Genomic DNA, 21,598 nt, shown 5'->3' on the forward strand with positions numbered 1-21,598 from the left:
TGGCGGCTTCGCCATACCCGGCCTACTTTTCCTGGTTTTTTAGGCCCGGTAAGCGCAGCGCCACCGGGCAATTCCCACATCAGAGCGCAATACGAATCACATCGTCAGGCTGGGTTGCTTCCTGCTGGCGGGTAGACTTCTGTTTCACCGTCACGTACAGCGTCTTGCCATCCGCTGACAGCGCCAGGCTGTTCGGGTAAACCGGCGTATCGTAGGTTTTGGTCACTTTGTAAGTTTTCGCGTCAATCACGCTCACTTTACCTGCCTCGCGGTGCGTCACGTAGGCTTCATTGCGTGCCGGGTTAAACAGTACGGCCAGCGATTCTGGCGCGGCGATTTTCTGCATCACGCTGCCATCTTTCAGGCTCACCACCAGCACTTCTGGCTGTTTAGAATCCGTCAGGAACGCGCGCTGACCGGCAGTGTCCAGGCTCAGGTTCAGGTAGAAGTGCTCTTTACCGTCGTCCTGTACCTTCTTACGGCTGAGGATTTTATTGGTCGCGGTATCAATGGTGACCAGCTCGCCGTCCGCATTGGTGGTGTACAGACGTTTTGCCTGTGCATCCAGCGCCAGGCCGGTGCTGAACGTGCCGGTGTTCGTGATGGTGTCTTTCAACTTCAGCGTTGCGCCGTCCACCACCCAAATCACGCTTTCTTTACCGATACCGGTAATGTACACCGTATTGGTCGCGTCATCGGCCACCAGCTGGCGCGGCTGAAGAGGCTTCACCGTGTCGCTACGCTTGCGATCGTCCAGCACCAGGCGCCCTTTCACCTCGCCCGTTTTGGCGTCAATGGCCGTTACGGCGCTGTTGACGGTATTTCCGAACCACAGGGTCTGGGTGGCTTTATCGATCGTGGCGCCAAACGGCTTGAGATCGTTATGAATCGCCTGCGTCACTTCCAGCGTGACCGGATCCAGGCGATAAACCACGCCGCCTTTATCGGTTTTGCGGCTTTGAGTCGTCGCAACCCACAGCGCGTTTTCCTGCTGGCTGACGGCCATTTCATACGCGCCCTTGCCTACCGCTTTGCGCAGCATCTCTTCAGCAGCATGAGCCTGAAACGTACCGGCGATCAGTAAAGAACCCAACAGCAGAGACCCACGCAGGCGCGGCGAGCACAGATGACGTAAAGACATAACAATTCCTTTTTAAATGAGGAGATATACCGCTGACATCGCTTCCAGGGGGCAAAGTCATCGCTTTGCCGCTATTTTAATGAGAATAGTAATCATTAATGAGTTGAATGTGGAGTATTTCTTTCCCTCATTCCATTACATTCACGAAATGTGCGGTTATAGTTTTCATAAGATTTACAAAGGATTTAACATATATACACAGGTTCCAGTTGATTTGGTTCGAATTTTTCTTAAACGGTTTATTCCATGAAAATCATTTCTGCCCGCAGGGCATCGCTACCACTGTTGTTCGTCCCCGTCGCTTTTGGCCCGCTGAGTGCGTTGGCCGCAGAAGAACAAACCCTGATTGTGAGCGCTACGCCGCAAACCGTCTCCGAGCTGGATACGCCAGCCGCAGTCAGCGTGGTACAGGGTGAAGACATGCGCCATGCCGCCCCGCGCATCAATCTCTCTGAATCTCTGGGGAGCGTCCCTGGCCTGCAAATCCAGAATCGCCAGAACTATGCCCAGGATCTGCAACTTTCAGTTCGCGGATTTGGCGCGCGCTCAACCTTTGGCGTACGTGGGATCCGCATGTACGTGGACGGCATTCCGGCGACCATGCCCGACGGCCAGGGGCAAACGTCAAACATCGATCTCAGCAGCGTAGAGAGCATCGACGTGCTGCGCGGCCCCTTCTCCGCCCTGTACGGCAATGCCTCCGGCGGCGTGATCAACATTAATACCCAGACCGGACAGCAGCCGGCCACCGTTGAGGCCAGCAGCTATTACGGCAGCTACGGCACCTGGCGTTACGGCTTGAAGGCCACCGGCGCGGTGGGCGACGGTACGCAGGCGGGAGACGTGGACTACGCCGTATCCACCACCCGTTTCACCACCCAGGGCTATCGCGATCACAGCGGCGCACGAAAGAACCTCGCCAACGCGAAACTGGGTGTCCGCATTGATGACGTCAGCAAGCTGACGCTGATTTTTAACAGCGTGGACATGAAAGCCAACGATCCGGGCGGACTGAGCTATCAGGAGTGGCAGAACAACCCGCGTCAGTCACCCCGCGGCGATCAGTACAACACGCGCAAGACCATTAAGCAGACCCAGGCCGGGCTCCGCTACGACCGTCAGCTGAGCGAGCAGGACGACCTCAGCTTGATGATGTATGCCGGTGAGCGTGAAATGACCCAGTACCAGTCCATTCCTGCTACCACGCAGACAGCAAACCCTGCGCATGCGGGCGGCGTGATTGATATGCAGCGCCACTATCAGGGTATTGATACGCGCTGGACACACCGGGGCGAGCTGCTGGTGCCGGTGACCTTTACTACCGGCCTTAACTACGAAAACATGAGTGAAAATCGTCGCGGGTATGAAAACTTCGTGATGGACAACGGCGTGCCGGAACTTGGCGTGAAGGGCAACAAACGCCGGGACGAACGTAACCTGATGTGGAACCTGGATCCTTACCTGCAAACCCAGTGGCAGCTAACGCAAAAACTGTCCGTTGAGGCGGGCGTGCGGTACAGCTCCGTCTGGTTTGACTCCAACGATCGTTACATCACGCAGCAAAACGGCGATGACAGCGGCGACGCCAGCTACCATAAATGGCTTCCGGCAGGTGCAGTGAAATACGCTGTGACCGACGCATGGAACCTGTATGCCGCAGCGGGACGCGGATTTGAGACCCCAACCATCAACGAACTCTCCTATCGCTCTGATGGGAAAGGTGGCCTCAATATCAACCTGCAACCGTCAACCAACAATACCTATGAGATCGGCAGCAAAACCCGCATCGGCAATGGCATCCTGACGGCAGCGCTGTTCCGTACGGACACCGACAATGAGATCGTGGTCGACGAAAGCAAAAATGGCCGCACCACCTACAAAAATGCGGGAAAAACGCGCCGACAGGGTGTGGAAATTGCGCTCGATCAGCAGTTTGCTGAGAACTGGAAGCTGAAAATGGCGTGGACCTATCTTGATGCCACCTACCGTACTAACGTCTGTAGTAATGCAGACTGTAGCGGCAACCGAATGCCGGGTATTGCCCGTAACATGGGGTATGCATCGTTTGGCTGGGAGCCGGAGGAAGGCTGGTACGCGGGTGCAGATGCACGCTACATGAGCGACGTTATGGCAAACGATACTAACACCGCCAAAGCGCCCTCTTATACCGTGGTCGGTCTGAATACCGGGTATAAGCTCAATTACGGCAAATGGGGAATGGACATCTTTGGTCGCGTCGATAACCTGTTCGATAAAGAGTACGCCGGTTCAGAGATTGTTAACGCTGGCTACAACCGGTATTACGAACCTGCCCCTGGTCGTAACTATGGCATGGGCCTGTCGGTCTCATATCGTTTTGAATAAAACAGTCTCCGGCAGCGCGCGTTGCCGGTGAAAATTAAAAAAATAACATTATTCCCGGTTGCCTGATGCGCCGGGAATTCATTCAGGAAATGTTAAACAGGTATAAACAGCTAAGTCTGCCAGAAAGCGCCTTAACTGTAGTACTGTCGTTGCAGAAGAATATTGGCTTCGTCGATGGCTTTATCGATCGCTTCCCGGCTGGCCGCCACATCCCTTTTCTCAAGCGCAGAAAGCAGATCGTCATAATGATAGGTCTCTGCGGGCACGTCACTCAGCTCTTCATGCAGGTAGTTGATACACGGCCCTATCCGTACCCACAGCTGCTCGATCAGCGAGTTCAGGGTCGGCATCTCGGCATATTGATAGAGGGTAAACCGGAACACGCGGTTGGCCTGAATCGCTTTCTGCACATCGCCCTGATGCATGGCGGTGCTGAAATTATCAGCCAGCGCACGTAGTGCATCCAGTTTGGTGTCGGTCATATTCTGGCACGCCGCCGCAACGGCCATCGGCTCAAGCTGCTTTCTGATGGCGTTAATTTCGTTATACCGTTCCAGCGTGACTTCCGGGACCAAAAACGCCTGCGCAGGTGTGGCCTGTAAGGCGCCCGCCGACACCAGGCGCAGCAGGGCCTCGCGCACCGGCGTGATGCTGGTGCCTAATTTATCCGCAATCTCTTTGGTGATGAGTCGAGCCCCAGGTTTTAATGAGCCCGTAATTAACGCTCCCTTTAAACTGTTCTCAACTTGCATAGTCAGACTGATTCTTTGTGCTTTTTCCAAATTATCCAAATCAAGCATGTCAAATTCCCGTAGCCAAAACAAAATGCCATTTTCGGCGACTGTTTAAAAAAACATCGCCGGTTCGATATAATCCTGTATCGTCATGCCTGGTAAGTTGGGCGCGCGTTAAAATAAAAAATCGTTCAAATAATAGTGCGTTTACTACTTATGGCTCAGCTGGGCCGAAGGCGCGCAAAGCTTATGGGTTAATTAAAGACAATATATCGTATCTGCACAAATAATTATGGCGGACCCCGTCCGCCATAACCGATGCCCTGATTAGTCTGCCGCCACGCGGATCACGACTTTGCCGAAGTTTTTCCCTTCAAGCAGCCCAATCAGCGCGTCAGGGGCCGCTTCCAGCCCTTCCGTAACCTGCTCGCGATAGTGAATTTTGCCTTCCTGCACCCAGCGGCCCATTTCTTGCTGGAACTCGTCGATACGATCACCATAGTCCTGAGCGATAATAAAGCCCTGCATGCGGATGCGTTTTTTCAGGATGGTTCCCATCAGCAGCGGTAACCGGTCCGGACCCTCCGGCAGGTTGGTCGCGTTGTAGCCGCTGACCAGTCCACAAACCGGTACGCGCGCGGAGGTATTCAGTAGCGGAAGCACGGCGTCAAAGACTTTACCGCCGACGTTTTCGTAATAAACGTCAATGCCCTGCGGGCAGGCTTTCGCCAGTTGTTCAGCAAAATCGTCCGCACGGTGATCCAGACAGGCGTCGAAACCGAGCACATCAACCGCATGACGGCATTTTTCCTCACCGCCGGCCACGCCGATGACCCGGCACCCTTTGATTTTACCGATCTGCCCCACCGTTGCGCCTACCGGCCCCGTGGCTGCGGCCACGACGAGCGTTTCCCCCGCCTGAGGCTGGCCGATATCGAGCAGCCCCATATATGCGGTGAAGCCCGGCATTCCCAGCACGCCGAGTGACCATGAAGGGTGCGACGGGTTTTCGCCCAGTTTCACCAGCCCCTTCCCGTCCGACAGTTCATAGTCCTGCCAGCCGCTGTAACCCAGAACCCATTCACCTTCTTTATAATCAGGATGGCGGGACGTCTCGACGCGGCTTACCGTACCGCCCACCATCACGGCACCAATCTCGACCGGAGGTGAATAGGATGGCGCATCGCTCATGCGGCCTCGCATATACGGATCCAGCGAGAGCCATACGGTGCGTAACAATACCTGGCCCTCTGCGGGCGTGGGGATAGGCTGTTCTTCTAAGCGGAAGTTATCGGCGACCGGCGCGCCGTGCGGACGGGAGGCCAGTACCCAGCGTCGGTTTTGCGTAGTAGATTGACTCATTCATCTCTCCTTACTGCTGAAAATGTCATTCAAGCCTGGCACGTTATGCTGCGGATCGCTTTTGCATTATGAGCCGGACTGATTAAGCCGCACGACCAGATAAAGGCACGGTTCATCCGTTTCGTTGATAAACCGGCAGTCGTTCGGCGGCCCGAGTTCCAGACAATCTCCGGCCTTCATTTCATGGCGGGTGTCCCCCTCCAGAAAGACCAGTTCACCGGACTGCAACCAGATCAGCTGTCGCGCCAGCGCATAGGAGGAGGCAGGCATTGGCACATCGCTGCCCGCGGGCAGTTCGACCTGGACAAGATCGATAGGCAGATCGGTGCGCGGCGACACGTGGCGACGCACATAGTGGGTTTGCGGATCGCGCCACACGGGCTGGTTCGCCAGACGTAACAGCTTGCCCTCCTGCATTTCCGCGCGCGCGATGAGCGTTGACATGCTGATACCGAAGGCACCGGAAAGACGGGCAAGCAGCGTCGCCGTTGGGCTACTGTCGCCCCGCTCAATCTTGTGGATCATGGCGCGCGAAATCCCCGCCCGTTCGGCCAGTTCGCTTATAGACCAGCCCCGGGACTCGCGTTCCAGGCGGATACGGGCGCTAATCCGTTGATTCATATTGTCTGTTATTGTGTTCATGACGTCATACTATAGTGTATGGATGCTCTCTCTGGGCGGTCTGGCGGTAAAAAAATAGGGATTTTGTCGTAGCGGTGCAATACAAGAACTGTGTAATATTGTGAGTGGATCGTACTACTATAGTGAACAACACAGCCAGAGGTTAACCATGATCGTTCGTCATGCCTGCAAAGAAGATTGTGCCGCTATCGCTGAAATTTATAACCATGCGGTACTGCACACCGCCGCCATCTGGAACGATAAAACCGTCGACACCGATAACCGTATCGCATGGTTTGAGGCGCGTACGATGGTGGGTTATCCGGTACTGGTCAGTGAAGAAGACGGTGTGGTGACGGGATACGCCTCATTCGGCGACTGGCGGGCATTCGACGGTTTTCGTCATACGGTGGAGCACTCGGTGTACGTTCATCCGGATCATCAGGGCAAAGGCATTGGTCGGCTGCTGATGAAGGAATTAATTAAGGAAGCCCGCCAGATCGGTAAGCATGTGATGGTTGCCGGGATTGAGGCCCAGAACCAGGCGTCCATTCATCTGCACAACACTCTGGGCTTTATTGCTACCGGAAATATGCCGCAGGTGGGCACCAAATTTGGCCGCTGGCTGGATTTAACCTTTATGCAGCTCCAGCTTGATGAGCGCAGCGATCCGGATGCTCTGCCATGAATCAATCGTTGACCTTAGCGTTTCTGGTAGCCGCCGGGATTGGGCTGGTAGTGCAGAACACCCTGATGGTGCGCATTACGCAATCCTCCTCCACCATTCTTATCGCCATGCTGCTCAATTCGCTGGTGGGGATCGTGCTGTTTGTCAGCATCCTGCTGGTGAAAAATGGCCTGACGGGGGTTAGCGAACTGGCGTCAACGGTGCGCTGGTGGACGTTGATCCCCGGGCTGCTGGGCTCGTTTTTTGTCTTTGCCAGTATTAGCGGGTATCAGAACGTGGGCGCGGCAACGACGATTGCCGTACTGGTGGCAAGCCAGCTAATTGGCGGCCTGGTGATGGACATCCTTAAAAGCCACGGCGTCCCGCTGCGCGCGCTGGTTGGCCCGGTCTGCGGCGCAGTGTTGCTGGTGGTCGGCGCCTGGCTGGTGGCGCGGCGCCAGTTTTAACCCTACAGAATAGTCCCGCCCTGCGTAAGGTGGGCATGGCGCGCCTCCGCTTCTTCTTTGTGTTGCTTACCGTGATGTGAAATCGCGGTGCGCAGGCGCTGCTGCTGGGTATAGCGATCTTCACGGCTCAGCTCTGCATCATCGCTTAATGCGATCAGCAGTTCATTCATGTGGGTAATGACGCTCCCTTCGATGGCGGCATCAACACGCGCGATAACATCGTTTAAATGTGACATTGTCACTCCTTTTAACGTATTCGGTGGTGCCAGGCGTACCGGGCCTACGGGTGCTGAATGTAGGCCGGGAAACCCTGGCGCCACCCGGCAATAATACGATCAGTTCAGCTTCGCTTTCGAAAAATCACTGCCCATCAGACTCACGCTGTAACCCGTCACGTTGCTGCGGGTCGCGTAGAACGTTTTGCCGTTAGCTAACGCAATCCACGGCGCCTGCTGGTAGAAAATCTCCTGCGCCTGGCCGTACAGCTTCGCGCGTTCTTCCGGGGTGCTGGTCAGCTTAGCCTTTTGCACAAGCTCATCATACCCCTTATCACACCAGCGCGCGGCGTTGGATCCGGTTTTAATGCTGTTACAACCCAGCAGTACGTCAGCGAAGTTATCCGGATCGCCGTTGTCGGACATCCAGCCGAACAGCGCGGAATCATGCTCGCCTTTACGCATGCCGGAGAGGTACTCACCCCACTCGTAAGACACAATTTTTGCCTTCACGCCCACTTTCGCCCAGTCGGCCTGGATCATCTCCGCTATACGCCGGGAGTTCGGGTTGTACGGACGCTGAACCGGCATCGACCAGAGCGTGACCTCCGCGCCCTTCTCCAGACCCGCCTGCTTAAGCAGGGCTTTTGCTTTTTCCGGATCGTAGTCGTAATCCTTCAGGACTTTATTAAAGCCGAGCATGTTCGGCGGGATCGGCGATTTGGCTACCGTGCCAGATCCCATAAAGACCGCGTTCACGATGGCCTTTTTGTCCGTCGCATAGTTCAGGGCCTGGCGTACCAACACATTATCAAACGGTTTTTTCTCTGTGTTAAACGCCAGATATCCCACGTTCAGCGCGTCCACCGAGTGCAGCGTCAGGTCTTTGTTTTTCTTAATCACTTCAAACTGCACGGGCGACGGCGCAGGAACGATCTGGCACTCGTTGGTTTGCAGCTTCGCCAGACGGGTTTCCACGTTTGGCGTGATGGAGAAGATCAGGTGTTTGGTCGGGACTTCACCGTCCCAGTAGTTTGGGTTGGCGACGTAGCGGATCAGCGAGTCCACCTTGTACTGCTGAAGCACATAGGGCCCGGTGCCGATTGGCCAGGTGTCCACATTTTCAGGCGTGCCTTTTTTCAGCATCGCATCCGCGTATTCGGCGGAGAGGATTGAGGCAAAGTCCATTCCCCAGTCGGCCAGAAATGCCGCGTTGGGTTCACTCAGCGTGAACTGAACGTGGTAATCGTCGATCTTTTTCACATCCTGAATGAGCTTGTCGAGGCCCACGTCATTAAAGTATTCGTAATTACCCTGGGATACGTTGTGATACGGATGCTTAGGGTCTTTCTGACGCATGACCGAGAAAATAACGTCATCGGCATTGAAGTCGCGCGTCGGTTTAAAGAATTTATTGCTGTTGAACTTCACCCCTTTTCGCAGGGTAAAAGTATAGGTTTTGCCATCGGGTGAAATGGTCCACGACTCGGCGAGCGAAGGCACGGGGGTATTCTTCACCGGATCGAAGTTAATCAGACGGTTATACAGCGTTTGCGAACTGGCGACAAACGAGGGTCCAGAACTGGCGATTTGCGGGTTAAACGACTCCGGTGACGCTTCGGAGCAGTAGATAATGGTGTCTTTGTTTGCCGCCCATGCGGCACTTGCCGGCAGCAGCGCGCTCAGCGCGAGGGCGAGCACGGTTTTCCCTGTAGACATGGTTATTACCCTTTCGGTTTTATTATAGTGGACAGTAATAACAGCACAGGCGATATAACCTGACAAATAACGAATCACTATCAGGTTATTCTAAAGCCGCACTTTTCGCTGGTTTAAGCACCAGCCCACGAAAAACGATTTGCCTTAAGGTGCGTTAGTCGTCAAGCACAACCGTCCCGATCAATGCCGCAAGAAATCGTCCCTTTTGCCGTCTCCTCAGCCGTTTGTTTGCAATCGCGTTTAGCTAAAGTAACGGCGTGAAAAAGTCTACAGGACCAAATCGTGGCAAAAACACTTTTACGCAGCGGCAATCTGGATGATTTTCAGGCCGTTGGCGGCGGCGGACAGGCCGTTTTTGAATCAGCCCTGCAAATTCGGGAAGCGCTTCGGTTGCGCAAACAGCAGGCTATCGTCGATTGTCTGGCCATTCCTCAGGTCAATGACGGCGCCGACCGCGTTGACTGGTACTCCCCGGTTGAGGGCTCGGTCTCCAGCTGGAAGGCGGCGGACGAAGACGATCGCTTTCGTGCCCTGCGCTATCTGGAAAACACGCTTGCCAGCGTGGAGTCGCTGAGTAAAAAATGCCTCCAGTCACCGAAAACGGCGCAGCAGCTGTTTGGCTCACTGCTTTCAAAAGCCTTCCAGTTTCCCGGGGAAAACTTTGTCTATCTCGTCGATGGCAAGCCGGTGATCTGCTTCTGGGGTTTCGTCAATCTTAACGAGAATGCGCGCGATGACGTGCTGGACTGCCTGCGCGAATCGTTGATCCCTGAGCCTGAGCCAGAGGTGATTGTCGAACCTGAACCTGAGCCAGAACCCGCCCCGGCGGTGACCTTTGAGCAGGCCGATGCCCCGCTTATCACGCCTGCGGCTACCGTCCGTATCACCGAAGATGAACTCTATACGCCAGAGCCGGTGCGCATGAACGTCGAGCCGCCAGAGCCCGCACCGACGGTCGTGCAGAAAAAGCGTCGCTCCCCTCTGTGGCTACTGCCGGTTGCCGCGGTCATCGTTGCGGCCATTGCCACCCCGCTGCTGTGGCCAAAACAGGCCGCGACCGCGGTGCCGGCCGCCACGCCTGCACCAGCCCCCGTGGCGATTGCGCCGGTCCCGGTTAAGACGGTGGAGCCGCTTGAGTTAAAACTCCCGCTGCACCAGGCCGAAGTGGTAGAGCCGAAGGTAAAAGCGCCTGCCCCGGCGGCTGAGCCTGTGGTCATTACCGCGATACCGAAAGATGCAATGGTGATGGAGGCAAACCAGGTCAAGGCCGGATTAACGCGTTTCCTGAACGGTACCTGGCGCGCGTTTCTCGATGTGCAGGACCCGCTCACCGGCAAACCGCCATCGCTGCGCTATCAGATCCAGAACAACAAAGGTTTCGCCCGGGTCGTGCATGGCGACAATATTGTCTGCCGCGTGGACGTCTTCTCCGGATTACACAGCAACGGCGAGCTGTTGATCAAAACGCGCGGCAACGCACGTTGCACCGACGGCTCACGGTATCCGATGCCGGAAGTGACCTGTAAGGCGGGTGCCAGCGATGTGGCGGAATGCACCGCACGTTACGATGCCAACACCGTCGTTCCTTTGACGTTCAAGAAAGCAGGTGTCTGATCCTATGCTGGTTAATCTTTGCGACTATAAACAGAGCGTTACGCTGATTGCTAACAGCGGCGTACAGTTCCTCGATTTTGGCCTGACGCCGCAGGACACCGCAAGCAATGGGCGTTTCGTGCGTAAAACGGCAAATGGCCCGCTGCTGCGTCTGGATTTTGATCTGGTTAACGGTCGGTACACGCTGCCTGCCGCCGATGGCGGGCAGCCGGAAGTGGTCAAGCCTGAAAGCACAATTCCACTGCACGACTCATTGACCGTGCTGGACGGCGTCTGGCTGCCGCTTCCTTTCCTGCGCTTTAATCCGCCGCGGACGTTTGTTGATGGCCCGGACAACTGGGCCCGCGTCCAGGTGCGAAAGCTTTCCACACCCGACGCGGCTGGCAACACGCACCGCGTCACCATCGCCCTCGACAGCCAGATTGCAGAGCATGCAACGTCCGCGCTGTCGCCGATTGAAAACGATATCCTGAACGGGACGCGTTTCGCACTCGCCTGGCGCGACAATGAAGTTGAGAGTTTTCTCGACCAGACCTGGATTGACGGCTGGCTGCGCGAAGCCTTCACGCAGTTTGCCGACGGAGTTGAAAAACGATCTGAACGCGAGCTGCATCAGGCCATGCGCAGCTTTGAGTATCAGGCGCACTGGCTCAACCTGCTCTCCATGCTCGGTGAACAACTGACTGTGCCGGAAGTGAAGTTTGTTACCCACACCCTGAGCACCCCTGCCATTCCTGTCGATCTGATCCTTGACGTTGGTAACACCCACACCTGCGGCGTGATTATTGAAGATCATGGTGATGCCAATGACGGCCTGCGCCAGACGGCTGAACTCCAGGTGCGCTCTCTGAGCGAGCCGCAGTTCCTGAATGAGCCGCTGTTTACAAGCCGTCTCGAATTTTCTGAAGCGCGTTTCGGTAAGCAACACTTCTCGGTGGAAAGCGGCCGTGAGGATGCGTTCGTCTGGCCATCTATTGTCCGCGTGGGTGATGAAGCGCGTAAGCTGGCGATGCAGCGTCTGGGCACTGAAGGCAATAGCGGGATCTCCAGCCCCCGTCGCTACCTGTGGGACGAAACGCCGGTCGTGCAGGACTGGCGCTTCAGCCAGATGAACAGCAAAACTCAACGCGAACCGCTGGCGACCGCGTTTCCGCTGATGAACCTGATGAACGACGACGGGGAACCGCTCTTCACGCTACCGCAGGATGAGCGCCTGCCGGTCTTCTCTCCGCAGTACAGCCGCAGCACCCTGATGACGCACATGCTCTGTGAGCTGCTGGCGCAGGCGCTTGGCCAGATTAACAGCGTTGCCACGCGCCTGCGGCTCGGCTTCCCGGCCTCTCCACGCCAGCTGCGTACGCTGATCCTCACCCTGCCCTCGGCAATGCCGAAACAGGAGCGCGAGATCTTCCGTCGCCGCATGTTTGAAGCCATTGCCATCGTCTGGAAAGCGATGGGCTGGCATCCGCAGGATGAAGATTTTGCCAGCCGGAAGCAGCAGGAAAAAAGCGTGGTTCCGGTTCCTGAGATCCAGATGGAGTGGGACGAAGCCAGCTGCGGCCAACTGGTGTGGCTGTATAACGAAGCCATTTCCCACTTCGGCGGCCAGACCGAAGCGTTTTTCGCCTCCCTCGCCCGTCCGGATCGCGCGCCTGAGCCGGGCGTCGAGCCGGGGCGCGCGCTGCGCGTTGCCTCTATCGATATCGGCGGCGGCACGACGGATATGGCCATCACGCACTATCAGCTCGATGATGGCTCCGGTAATAACGTCAAAATTACCCCGCAGCTGCTGTTCCGCGAAGGGTTCAAGGTAGCCGGCGATGATACGCTGCTGGACGTGATCCAGCGCTACGTACTGCCCGCGCTGCAAACCCAGCTTCAGAAATCCGGCATAGCCGATGCCTCCCTGCTGATGGCGTCCCTGTTCGGCGACTCCGGGCGGATTGATACCCAGGCAGTATTGCGCCAGCAAACGGCGCTTCAGCTGTTTATGCCGATCGGTCACGCGATCCTGGCGGCGTGGGAATCGAGCGATATTGACGATCCGCTGGCCGGGCTGCACGCCACTTTTGGCGATCTGCTGACCCAAAAACCTACGCGTAACGTGATGAATTATCTCCAGCAGGCGATCGACCATGCGTTGCCTGCTGGCTCAGAGCACTTTGATCTGTTCAGCGTGCCGCTGCACGTCAGTTTCCGGGAGATGCAGGACGCCATGCTGGCGGGGCAGTTCACGCTCGCCGCCCCGCTTCATGCGGTATGCGAAGCAATCTCTCACTACAGCTGCGATATTCTGCTGATCACGGGACGGCCGGGCTGCCTGCCGGGCGTTCAGGCCCTGATTCGCCACCTGCAACCGGTGCCCGTCAACCGTATCGTCTGGCTGGATAAATACCAGGTTCATGAATGGTATCCGTTCAGCCAGCAGGGACGGATCGGCAACCCGAAATCCACCGCCGCCGTGGGGGCGATGCTCTGTAGCCTGGCGCTGGATCTTCGTCTGCCGCGCTTCAACTTCAAAGCGGCCGATATTGGCGCGTACTCTACGGTGCGTTATCTGGGGGTGCTGGATAACACGATCAATACCCTGCGGGACGAGAACGTCTGGTATCACGACATCGACCTCGATAAACCCGGCGCGAAACTGGACGCCCGGCTGCACTTCCCGCTGCGTGGTAACGTCACGCTCGGCTTCCGGCAGCTGGCCAATGCCCGCTGGCCCGCCACGCCGCTTTACACCCTGAGCATCAACTCTGCCGAGCTGGCGAAAGCCATTGCGGGCGACGGCGTGCTGAACGTGCGCCTGAAGCTGCGTGGCGGCAACAGGCAGGAAGGCCCGGAATCGTTCGAGCTGAGCGACGCCTGGCTCCAGGACGGCACGCCCGTGCCGCCGGATGCCCTGACGTTTAAACTGAATACTCTGGCCGATCGCCGACACAGCGGCAGCCATTACTGGATCGACAGCGGGAGCGTATACCTCAAATGAACGGGACGACTGCCACCACCCAGGCCTTAATCGGGTGGATCAACGAGACGCGACAGCACGCCCCGATGCTGGATAACGACGCCGACGCCCTGCTTGCCCGCCTTAACGCAGCCCGCGCGCGCGAAGAGGCGCTCGATCGCGCCCTTGTCAGCCGGAGCAGCATTGGCTTATACGGCCACTCGCAGACGGCGAAAGCACACCTGCTGGCCTCCCTGTGCGGCAGCGGCGACGAACGGCTGAACGTCACGCCGGGTCAACGCACGTTCGATTATTTCTCGCATATCAATCCGGGACATGCGCCAACCAACATGGCCGTTCGTTTCAGCAGGTCGTCCGGCGAGATTGCCGATGAGGCGTTTCCGCTGCGCCTGAGCCTGGTGACGGAGGCCGAGCTGGTGCAGCTGTTTATCGCGCGCACCACGTTGGATACGCAGATCCGCGCGGTGGATAAGTCCGTGATTGAAGCCCGGCTTGAAAAATGGCGTGCGCTGCGTCAACCGCAGAGCGTGCCGGGAATGACCGAACAGGAAGTGGCGACCATTGCCCGTTTCTGGCAGAGCAGGTTCCCGGCTGCTAAGCAGCAGATTGACGATGCCCTGTGGCATCAGTTTGCCCTGCTGATCCCGTCGCTGGATCTCAGCACGCGCGCCAGCGTCTGGTCCCTGCTGTGGGGTGAGCAACAGGAGTTAACCCAGCAGTGGCTTAAACTCGCCCATGTGCTGCATCAAACCGGCCATGCCAGCGCGCTTGCCGCGCCGTTGAGTCTTCTGGTGGACAGCTTTGGCCTGCCGTGTGAAGGTTTCCTGACTCATGGGGCATTTACCGTACCAGAAGCGCAGGAAACCCTGCTTCACCCGATCAATAACGGCGAGCTGCTTAATGCCATTAGCCTGCCCGTCGATGTACTGGCATGTCTGACACGCGAACTGGTGCTGCCCGTTGAGAGCTGCGCCCTCGATAACGTCGATATTATTGATATTCCGGCCATTACTGAGGAAAACACGCCGCTGATGACGCAGGCAAAATGCCAGTGGTTGCTGGAGCATTATCGTCAGCAAATTCAGCCGGATGTGCTCGTTATCTGCAACGCAACAGCGCACCACCAGCAGACGGCAAAAACGGCCAGGCTCCTGCAAAACTGGGTTAAAGAGACGCAGCCGGTAGAAGAGTCCGCATTGCCGGGGCTGGTCTGGGCCATTACCCCTCATGATGCGCGGTTCACCACGAAGCAGAACCTTGACGAAGCGGTGCAACAGTTGCTGGGCCAGCCGGGTCTGCGCTGGGGCACGCTCCAGGCACTTGATTCCCACAGCATGCAGCGGGTGATCGAATGGCTGTCGCAGGCTACCCTGCCGGCCCAGCGCCAGAAGCGTCTTCAAACGCTTAAAAGCGTGTTGCAACAGTCGCTGTCGGCACTGATGCGCCCGTATATCGGCCCTCTTACCCGCGACCCAATAGCTGAGCGGGCTCAGGCCGAAAAAATGGTTCGAACGCTGCAAGGCAGCGCCGCTCGTCACGGTGAACTGCTTGAAGGGCTTCTGCCGCCGTTAAAAGCGTTTGAGACGCTGCTGACGGTTCACCAGCCTCGTGAGGAACAGGTCAACGGCCTGTTTAACGACGTTATCGATCTGTTTGCGGAAGAGGCGCAGGAAAATCCTGGCGTGTTGCAGACCAAGGACAAGGCGCGAATGGCCCATAGCGTATGGGTTAACCATCTTCGTCAATGGAGTCGCAACGACGCGGCGGCTGCCCGGCTGGGCCTGGACGCAGGCGTATTACAGCAGATTGCCGATGTGCTGATCGTCACCAGTTACCGGCTTAACCTGCCGCTGCAACTGCAACGTATTGTAGAAACAGATAAAAGCAGTGGCGCACAGCTGCACGCCGCGATAGGCAATTTCATTGGCTGGCTTGGATATGAACTGACTCCCGTCGCTGAACGGCCTGCAAGCCGGATCCGCAAAGGTCAGGCCATTTTTGTGACGCCGGTGGTGAGCAGCGCCTCACCCCGCCTCACCCGGTTGGGTGAGCAGCCTATTCATGCGGCGACAGCTTACGTTTATGACTGGCTGGTTGCGCTCTACACCCGCGCCATTGAAAACGTGGATTATCAGTGTCCGTATGACGTTCAGCCTGCCGCGCGCAAAGCACTGTCTGCCCTGTTGTCTTAATCATTGCAGCCCGCTTAAGTGCGGGCTGCCCATTCATGCTCCGCTCAGAAAGTCAGACAAAGCCTGAGCCAACGCGGAGGGATTTTCCCAGGACATTGAATGGCCCGCATCGGGGATAATTTTTACCGGAACGCCTTTTTGTTGCAGGCGATTAAAATCTTCATCTGGCAGAGACCTCTCACCAAAAATTAACCTTATCGGGCAGTTCAATGACAAGAACAGGTGTTCCCAGTCAGGTTTAATGCCCTCGACGAGGCTCGTTGCGCCGCGCCAGACGGCCCAGGGGGCATTGCTTTGAAGGCTTCCCGCCCACGCCGACGTTTCCGCCCGCAGCAGGTCATCATATCCCTGCTCCAGAAAATCTTGTTCGGTTTGGGCCGCAATAGATCGGCTGAACATCCCGCCACCTGCACGAAAATTGGGTTCAGACACGATCAGGCCCTTCACGCGCGACTTCAATAGCGTTGCCGTTTCGATCGCGATACTCCCGCCCATGCTATGACCATAGAGCCAGAGCCTATCCAGACCGAGATGGTTTAACAATTCAACCACCACCTGTGCCTGTTCGCTTGTGCGATAACGGTAGTTGCCAGGTTTGTCACTGTAACCGCTACCGGGAAGATCGATCAGAATGGCTCTGCGCCCGCCGAAACGGGTATCACAGACAATACGAGGATATTCATACGACGATGCACAGCCCAACCCGTGGATAAACACAACCGGATCACCGAATCCGGGAAGATCTTGCCAGCGAACGGTACAGCCTGCTTGCTGTGAATAGAAACTGTTCATAAGCACTCCATGTATGATGACTGTATATTTATACAGGCTCAATTTATGGAATGCTATGTCTGGATGATAATTCTGGAAGCGTGCTTCAGAAAAGTGAGATCAACAGGGCTACAGGAAAGCTCATCGGCCAGGTGGAGCCCACCAGGAATGCGCTCAACAGGCGAATACGTTTTCGATCTTTAGACAGGAACCAGGTGATTAAGGCACAGACAGAGGCCATGATTGCGTAGAACACCAACATCTTTTGATACAACGTCATTCTGTTTACCTGAGCCAAAAAATAACCGCACGCAATATGCGTCATATGTTGACACAGATCAAGTTTTTTCATTACATCATAACCACTTAAATACTAAGGATAATAACAACTGAGTATCTTGTGTAACAACGCCGGGTAAAGCAAAACGGTTATTATTGATAAGATGCATATAAAATGCACTTTTAGATAAATTCATTCCCTCAGAAAGCAGTCTAATAAGAGTAGGCTTTCAAGGGAGGAAACATGCTACGCATTCCACAGAGTTGCATTCACACCCGTTCCACACCTTTCTGGAACAAAGAAACGGCCCCCGCCGGCATTTTTAAACGCCACCTTGATACGGGTACGCGTCCGGGCGTTTACCCGCGCCTGTCGGTGATGCACGGCGCAGTGCGTTATCTGGGCTATGCTGATGAATTTACGCCCGAGCCTGACAGCGAACTCGTTATTGAGGCGGGTCATTTCGGCGTTTTCCCGCCAGAGAGATGGCATCACATTGAGCTGATGACCGACGACACCCTGTTCAATATTGAATTCTTTGTTGAACATGAGGTGCTTAAGTCCCTTTAAGCGCCCGATATCATGAAGGAAACTATTATGTTACGTATTCCTGAAAACTTTGTTCACACCCGCTCTACCCCGTTCTGGAATAAAGAGACCGCCCCAAAAGCGCTTTTTACCCATCACAACACCAAAGCTGGCGTGTACGGGCGTTTGTCCGTTATGCAGGGTGCGGTGCGTTACTTTGGCTTTGCAGATGGCGATGCCACCGAACCCGATCTGGAAGTGGTGATTGAGGCCGGTTCCTTTGGCATCTCCCCTCCGCAAAAATGGCACCGCATTGAGCTATTGACCGACGATACTTACTTTAATATCGACTTTTTCGCGGATCCTGCCGTCACGCTCAGCGGGGCGGGTATCGGTAAAGTGGTCAACACGCATAAGGAGTAAGTTATGGGTAAGGCAACCTATACCGTGACCGTCACCAACAACAGCAACGGCGTGTCGGTAGATTATGAGACAGAGGCGCCTATGGAGCTGTTGATCCCGGATGTCGCGGCAGATGTCGTCAAGGATCTGGTGAATACCGTTCGCGCCTACGATACAGAAAATGAACACGACGTGTGTGGCTGGTAGGCACAATCGCCCGGCACTGCGCCGGGCATAAGGGTTTAGTGTTTGATCATCACATGTCTCACAACCGTGTAATCTTCAAGGCCGTAAACCGACATATCTTTGCCGTAACCGGATAACTTCATCCCGCCGTGAGGCATTTCACTCACCAGCATGAAATGGGTATTCACCCAGGTGCAGCCATACTGCAACCGTGCGCTGAGCCGATGTGCGCGCCCGACGTCTTTTGTCCAGACGGACGAGGCCAGGCCGTATTGCGAATCGTTGGCCCAGGCCAGCACCTGCGCTTCATCCTCAAACGCCGTCACGCTGACTACCGGACCAAACACTTCTCGCTGGACGATCGCATCTTCCTGCTTTGCCCCGGCCAGCAGCGTTGGCTGGAAGTAATATCCGCCCCCCTCTGCTTTACTGCCGCCGGTGACGACGCGGATATGTCCGAGGGCTTTGGCTTCATCCACGGCAGCACAAACGCGGGAAAGATGCGCTGCGGAACTGAGCGGACCAAGCTCCGTTGATGCATCGTCCGGTGCGCCCATTTTCAGGCTGGCAACGGCTGCGCCCAGCTTTTCAACCAGGGCGGGATAAATTCCTTCCTGGGCATAGATTCGACAGGCTGCGGTACAATCCTGACCGGCATTGTAGAAGCCAAACGTACGCACCCCCTCAACCACGGCATCCAAATCTGCATCGTCAAAGACAATGACCGGCGCTTTTCCACCCAACTCCATATGGGTACGTTTGATAGAGGATGCGGTATGACCAATAATATGTTCCCCGGTGGCGATAGAGCCGGTGAGGGAAACCATGCGCACTTTTTCGTGACCGGTCAGCGGATCCCCTACGGTCTTGCCGCGACCAAACAGCACGTTCAGCACGCCTGCCGGGAAGATATCTTTCGCCAGTTCTGCCAGCTTCAGCGCCGTCAACGGGGTAATTTCAGATGGCTTGATGACGACACAGTTTCCCGCTGCCAGCGCGGGGGCTAGCTTCCACGCCGCCATCATCAGAGGATAGTTCCAGGGCGCGATAGAGGCGACAACGCCAACCGGATCGCGGCGAATCATCGAGGTATGTCCTTCCAGATATTCTCCGGCAGCCAGCCCATTCAGGCAGCGGGCGGCCCCGGCAAAGAAACGAAACACATCAACCACGGCAGGAATTTCATCTCCCAGAGCACAATGGAGCGGCTTTCCGCAATTAAGGGATTCCAGCTGCGCGAACGCGTCGGCGTTGGCTTCAATCACGTCAGCCAGCTTTAACAGACAGTCGGCGCGCGTTTTCGGCGTCGTTTGTCCCCACTCTGTGAACGCACGATCGGCAGCCTGGACGGCGGCGTCCACCTGTGCAGCCGATGCTTCAGCAATCTCAAGCAGCACCTCACCCGTGGCAGGATTATAAACCGCCTGCTTCTCACCTTCGCCGGCCACCAGTTCACCATTAATCAGCAATTGATTTTGCATAGCACCGTCCTGTTAAAGTCGACATTATTTTCGCTGTCAGCACACGTTTTGTCGGATCGAGACGTGACAACGTCACGCTTATAAGCCGTACGTACTCCCTTATTAAAGGTAGACCGCGCGCCCTGCCGCTTCAGGAATTTTCATCAAGGTGTGACTGGCGGCAGCATCATTTCGCGAATTAGCGCCGCCAGCTGGACGACCGCCTGTTCCTCCCGCTCGCTCCAACCCCAGGAGGTATTGAAACGGAAAAATGGCGTCCAGATATCGGAGGTGGAAAACATCTTGCCGGGCGCAATGCTAATTTGATGGGTTAATGCCTTTTCACTCAACTGCCCCGCATCCAGCTGTTCAGGCAGCTCCAGCCATAAAAAGTAGCCGCTGTCGTTATGATGGATTTTAACGCCGGCAGGCATATGGCGCAGAAGCGATTGCCAGGCCTGCTGTTTACGTTCAGCAAGCGTACGCCGCAGGCGACGGAGGTGGGCGTCGTAACGTTTGGTCGCCAGATAATCCACCAGCGCCAGCTGCATGGGAGAGCTGGTCGATAACGTACTCATTAGCTGCAACTGCTGAATACGGCGCGCATGTTTTCCCGCCGCCACCCAGCCAATGCGAAAACCGGCCACCAGACATTTGGAAAATGAGGAGCAGTGCAACGTCATGTCCTGCTTATCCCAGGCTTTTGCCGGAAGCGGCTTTTCGCGGCCAAAATAGAGTTCGCTGTAAACATCGTCTTCGATCAGCGTGACGTTGTGCCGGGTTAACAAGGCCACCAGCTGGGCTTTCTTCTCTGCGCTCAGCGTAAAGCCGAGCGGGTTCTGACTGTTGGTCATCAGCCAGCAGGCTTTCACCGGGTAGTCGTTTAATGCCTGCTCAAGGGCATTGAGATCGATACCTTCCCGCACGTCAGTGGCAATCGACAGCGCTTTCAGCTTCAGACGTTCAAGCGCCTGGAGTGCGCCATAAAAACAGGGGTTTTCAACAATAACCCAGTCACCAGGTTCCGTGACGGCCTGTAAGCTGAGGTTGAGTGCTTCGAGCGCGCCCGCGGTGATCACAATTTCATCCGGAGAGATATTCATCCCCTGCTGAGCGTAGCGACGGGCAATGGCATGACGTAAGTCGACGTTACCCGGCGGCAGGTTTTCAATCACGCTCATGGCCGTGGCCGTTTTACTGACGTTAGCCAGCGAGCGGTTGAGTTGCTGAAGTGGAAAGAGGCGCGGATCGGGAAATGCTGAGGCAAAAGGGACAACGGAGGGGTCGCGGCTGGCCTGTAACACGTCGAAGATATAGGTGTTGATGTCTACCACTTCGTCGCGCATCACCTGCGCGGGTGGTGCAGGCTGGTGCGTGGTCGGGCGCGCGGCAACGTAGTAGCCCGACTGCGGTCTGGCAACAATGCGCCCCTGACTTTCCAGCATCTGATACGCGTGGCCCACGGTCATAAAGCTCATGCCGCTGCTTGCCACCTGCTCTCGCAGGGAAGGCAGCTTATCGCCCGGCAACCATACGCCAAGCTCAATCTGCGAGATTATTTGTTGCGCCAGACGCTGGTATTTTTTCATCAGATTCTCCTTATTGCTGACAGTGTATATCAGCAGGAGAAAAAGAGAAGATTTTGCTAACTGTTATGGGAAATGCGGTGGCTTACTTGCGGTATTCGGTAACGTGATTCTGAGCAGAATGCGCAGCGGCCAGGTGGTCGAGCGTGATCATCGGCGATTTGCAGAAAATGCATTTCGCGCCGAACGGGTTTTTATCAGACACGTCAAAAGCTGAGGTGCGGTACTGCGAGCCATGACAGCATGGGCAGCGGAAATGGATATAAGAAGTCATAAGATTCTCCTGTAAACGTAAAAACGTAAATTACTCATGAGCCGATCAGG

The 21,598-nt window shown here is 56.0% G+C and carries 20 protein-coding genes; 9 read left to right on the forward strand and 11 right to left on the reverse strand.

The genetic code is table 11. The features are described from left to right. Positions 1–79 precede the first annotated feature (79 nt). Entirely contained in the window at positions 80–1,141 is a 1,062-nt protein-coding gene (locus tag INF58_RS07580; RefSeq protein ID WP_107535423.1) for a YncE family protein, read from the reverse strand. 246 nt (positions 1,142–1,387) lie between these two features. Here INF58_RS07580 and pqqU point away from each other — a divergent pair, with 246 nt between their 5' ends. Continuing rightward, entirely contained in the window at positions 1,388–3,505 is a 2,118-nt protein-coding gene (gene pqqU / locus INF58_RS07585) for a TonB-dependent receptor PqqU (protein ID WP_193527420.1), read from the forward strand. Between the two features lie 131 nt (positions 3,506–3,636). Here the strand turns inward: pqqU and INF58_RS07590 are convergent, their stop codons facing one another. The 3 genes from INF58_RS07590 to INF58_RS07600 all read right to left on the reverse strand — a co-directional run bounded on the left by INF58_RS07590 (position 3,637) and on the right by INF58_RS07600 (position 6,243). Then, positions 3,637–4,305, reverse strand: coding sequence for a GntR family transcriptional regulator (locus INF58_RS07590; protein ID WP_063449925.1), 669 nt, complete (start codon positions 4,303–4,305; stop codon positions 3,637–3,639). Positions 4,306–4,566: 261 nt separating this feature from the next. Further along, on the reverse strand, positions 4,567–5,601 hold the full coding sequence (locus INF58_RS07595) for an NADP-dependent oxidoreductase (protein WP_193527421.1): 1,035 nt from the start codon (positions 5,599–5,601) through the stop codon (positions 4,567–4,569). Positions 5,602–5,667: 66 nt separating this feature from the next. Continuing rightward, positions 5,668–6,243 carry an XRE family transcriptional regulator gene (locus INF58_RS07600; RefSeq protein ID WP_063866635.1) on the reverse strand — a complete coding sequence of 192 codons (576 nt, stop codon included), beginning with the start codon at positions 6,241–6,243 and terminating at the stop codon, positions 5,668–5,670. Positions 6,244–6,391: 148 nt separating this feature from the next. Here INF58_RS07600 and INF58_RS07605 point away from each other — a divergent pair, with 148 nt between their 5' ends. Together INF58_RS07605 and INF58_RS07610 are read left to right on the forward strand one after the other, a co-directional pair. After that, positions 6,392–6,910 (forward strand): GNAT family N-acetyltransferase, encoded by a 519-nt coding sequence (locus tag INF58_RS07605; RefSeq protein ID WP_193527422.1) that lies wholly within the window; start codon positions 6,392–6,394, stop codon positions 6,908–6,910. Further along, entirely contained in the window at positions 6,907–7,356 is a 450-nt protein-coding gene (locus tag INF58_RS07610) for a DMT family transporter (RefSeq protein ID WP_193527423.1), read from the forward strand. The genes INF58_RS07605 and INF58_RS07610 overlap by 4 nt, the downstream gene beginning before the upstream one ends. 2 nt (positions 7,357–7,358) lie before the next feature. Here INF58_RS07610 and INF58_RS07615 read toward each other — a convergent pair whose 3' ends face one another. Next, complete coding sequence (locus tag INF58_RS07615) at positions 7,359–7,592, reverse strand: YdcY family protein (RefSeq protein ID WP_193527424.1); 234 nt, start codon at positions 7,590–7,592, stop codon at positions 7,359–7,361. A 99-nt stretch (positions 7,593–7,691) separates the two neighbouring features. Continuing rightward, positions 7,692–9,290, reverse strand: a complete 1,599-nt coding sequence (locus INF58_RS07620) for an ABC transporter substrate-binding protein (protein WP_193527425.1) — start codon at positions 9,288–9,290, stop codon at positions 7,692–7,694. 282 nt (positions 9,291–9,572) lie between these two features. Between INF58_RS07620 and INF58_RS07625 the strand changes: the two genes are divergently transcribed. The 3 genes from INF58_RS07625 to INF58_RS07635 are packed head-to-tail and all read left to right on the forward strand — an operon-like array spanning position 9,573 to position 16,061. After that, on the forward strand, positions 9,573–10,904 hold the full coding sequence (locus INF58_RS07625) for an SrfA family protein (protein WP_193527426.1): 1,332 nt from the start codon (positions 9,573–9,575) through the stop codon (positions 10,902–10,904). Between the two features lie 4 nt (positions 10,905–10,908). After that, positions 10,909–13,890, forward strand: coding sequence for a virulence factor SrfB (locus INF58_RS07630; protein ID WP_193527427.1), 2,982 nt, complete (start codon positions 10,909–10,911; stop codon positions 13,888–13,890). Continuing rightward, entirely contained in the window at positions 13,887–16,061 is a 2,175-nt protein-coding gene (locus INF58_RS07635) for a virulence factor SrfC family protein (RefSeq protein WP_193527428.1), read from the forward strand. The genes INF58_RS07630 and INF58_RS07635 overlap by 4 nt, the downstream gene beginning before the upstream one ends. A 33-nt stretch (positions 16,062–16,094) precedes the next feature. Here the strand turns inward: INF58_RS07635 and INF58_RS07640 are convergent, their stop codons facing one another. Both INF58_RS07640 and INF58_RS07645 read right to left on the reverse strand, forming a co-directional pair. Further along, positions 16,095–16,853, reverse strand: coding sequence for an alpha/beta fold hydrolase (locus INF58_RS07640; protein WP_102751085.1), 759 nt, complete (start codon positions 16,851–16,853; stop codon positions 16,095–16,097). Positions 16,854–16,938: 85 nt separating this feature from the next. Next, positions 16,939–17,112 carry a GhoT/OrtT family toxin gene (locus tag INF58_RS07645; protein ID WP_032670341.1) on the reverse strand — a complete coding sequence of 58 codons (174 nt, stop codon included), beginning with the start codon at positions 17,110–17,112 and terminating at the stop codon, positions 16,939–16,941. 243 nt (positions 17,113–17,355) lie between these two features. Here INF58_RS07645 and INF58_RS07650 point away from each other — a divergent pair, with 243 nt between their 5' ends. Genes INF58_RS07650 through INF58_RS07660 form a run of 3 tightly spaced genes read left to right on the forward strand, consistent with a single transcriptional unit; the run spans position 17,356 to position 18,249 of the window. Continuing rightward, positions 17,356–17,682, forward strand: a complete 327-nt coding sequence (locus INF58_RS07650; RefSeq protein ID WP_193527429.1) for a DUF1971 domain-containing protein — start codon at positions 17,356–17,358, stop codon at positions 17,680–17,682. A 27-nt stretch (positions 17,683–17,709) separates the two neighbouring features. Next, entirely contained in the window at positions 17,710–18,063 is a 354-nt protein-coding gene (locus INF58_RS07655) for a DUF1971 domain-containing protein (protein ID WP_003856958.1), read from the forward strand. 3 nt (positions 18,064–18,066) lie between these two features. Next, on the forward strand, positions 18,067–18,249 hold the full coding sequence (locus INF58_RS07660) for a DUF1869 domain-containing protein (protein ID WP_063449914.1): 183 nt from the start codon (positions 18,067–18,069) through the stop codon (positions 18,247–18,249). A 35-nt stretch (positions 18,250–18,284) separates the two neighbouring features. Here the strand turns inward: INF58_RS07660 and patD are convergent, their stop codons facing one another. The 3 genes from patD to INF58_RS07675 form a co-directional block, all read right to left on the reverse strand. Continuing rightward, complete coding sequence (gene patD / locus INF58_RS07665; protein WP_193527430.1) at positions 18,285–19,709, reverse strand: aminobutyraldehyde dehydrogenase; 1,425 nt, start codon at positions 19,707–19,709, stop codon at positions 18,285–18,287. A gap of 143 nt (positions 19,710–19,852) precedes the next feature. Then, positions 19,853–21,277 carry a PLP-dependent aminotransferase family protein gene (locus tag INF58_RS07670; protein WP_107535438.1) on the reverse strand — a complete coding sequence of 475 codons (1,425 nt, stop codon included), beginning with the start codon at positions 21,275–21,277 and terminating at the stop codon, positions 19,853–19,855. Positions 21,278–21,359: 82 nt separating this feature from the next. Then, the gene (locus INF58_RS07675) at positions 21,360–21,548 is read right to left on the reverse strand and encodes a hypothetical protein (protein WP_063866623.1); all 189 of its coding nucleotides are present in this window, start codon (positions 21,546–21,548) and stop codon (positions 21,360–21,362) included. Between the last annotated feature and the right edge of the window lie 50 nt (positions 21,549–21,598).

The organism is Enterobacter cloacae complex sp. P24RS (assembly GCF_014982165.1).
GTDB classification, from domain to species: domain Bacteria; phylum Pseudomonadota; class Gammaproteobacteria; order Enterobacterales; family Enterobacteriaceae; genus Enterobacter; species Enterobacter quasihormaechei.

Excerpts from the sequence above, each read along its gene's own strand:
- INF58_RS07580 (WP_107535423.1), bottom strand. The coding sequence starts at position 1,141 with ATGTCTTTACGTCATCTGTGCTCGCCGCGCCTGCGTGGGTCTCTGCTG.
- pqqU (WP_193527420.1), top strand. The coding sequence starts at position 1,388 with ATGAAAATCATTTCTGCCCGCAGGGCATCGCTACCACTGTTGTTCGTC.
- INF58_RS07590 (WP_063449925.1), bottom strand. The coding sequence starts at position 4,305 with ATGCTTGATTTGGATAATTTGGAAAAAGCACAAAGAATCAGTCTGACT.
- INF58_RS07595 (WP_193527421.1), bottom strand. The coding sequence starts at position 5,601 with ATGAGTCAATCTACTACGCAAAACCGACGCTGGGTACTGGCCTCCCGT.
- INF58_RS07600 (WP_063866635.1), bottom strand. The coding sequence starts at position 6,243 with ATGAACACAATAACAGACAATATGAATCAACGGATTAGCGCCCGTATC.
- INF58_RS07605 (WP_193527422.1), top strand. The coding sequence starts at position 6,392 with ATGATCGTTCGTCATGCCTGCAAAGAAGATTGTGCCGCTATCGCTGAA.
- INF58_RS07610 (WP_193527423.1), top strand. The coding sequence starts at position 6,907 with ATGAATCAATCGTTGACCTTAGCGTTTCTGGTAGCCGCCGGGATTGGG.
- INF58_RS07615 (WP_193527424.1), bottom strand. The coding sequence starts at position 7,592 with ATGTCACATTTAAACGATGTTATCGCGCGTGTTGATGCCGCCATCGAA.
- INF58_RS07620 (WP_193527425.1), bottom strand. The coding sequence starts at position 9,290 with ATGTCTACAGGGAAAACCGTGCTCGCCCTCGCGCTGAGCGCGCTGCTG.
- INF58_RS07630 (WP_193527427.1), top strand. The coding sequence starts at position 10,909 with ATGCTGGTTAATCTTTGCGACTATAAACAGAGCGTTACGCTGATTGCT.
- INF58_RS07635 (WP_193527428.1), top strand. The coding sequence starts at position 13,887 with ATGAACGGGACGACTGCCACCACCCAGGCCTTAATCGGGTGGATCAAC.
- INF58_RS07640 (WP_102751085.1), bottom strand. The coding sequence starts at position 16,853 with ATGAACAGTTTCTATTCACAGCAAGCAGGCTGTACCGTTCGCTGGCAA.
- INF58_RS07645 (WP_032670341.1), bottom strand. The coding sequence starts at position 17,112 with ATGACGTTGTATCAAAAGATGTTGGTGTTCTACGCAATCATGGCCTCT.
- INF58_RS07650 (WP_193527429.1), top strand. The coding sequence starts at position 17,356 with ATGCTACGCATTCCACAGAGTTGCATTCACACCCGTTCCACACCTTTC.
- INF58_RS07655 (WP_003856958.1), top strand. The coding sequence starts at position 17,710 with ATGTTACGTATTCCTGAAAACTTTGTTCACACCCGCTCTACCCCGTTC.
- INF58_RS07660 (WP_063449914.1), top strand. The coding sequence starts at position 18,067 with ATGGGTAAGGCAACCTATACCGTGACCGTCACCAACAACAGCAACGGC.
- patD (WP_193527430.1), bottom strand. The coding sequence starts at position 19,709 with ATGCAAAATCAATTGCTGATTAATGGTGAACTGGTGGCCGGCGAAGGT.
- INF58_RS07670 (WP_107535438.1), bottom strand. The coding sequence starts at position 21,277 with ATGAAAAAATACCAGCGTCTGGCGCAACAAATAATCTCGCAGATTGAG.
- INF58_RS07675 (WP_063866623.1), bottom strand. The coding sequence starts at position 21,548 with ATGACTTCTTATATCCATTTCCGCTGCCCATGCTGTCATGGCTCGCAG.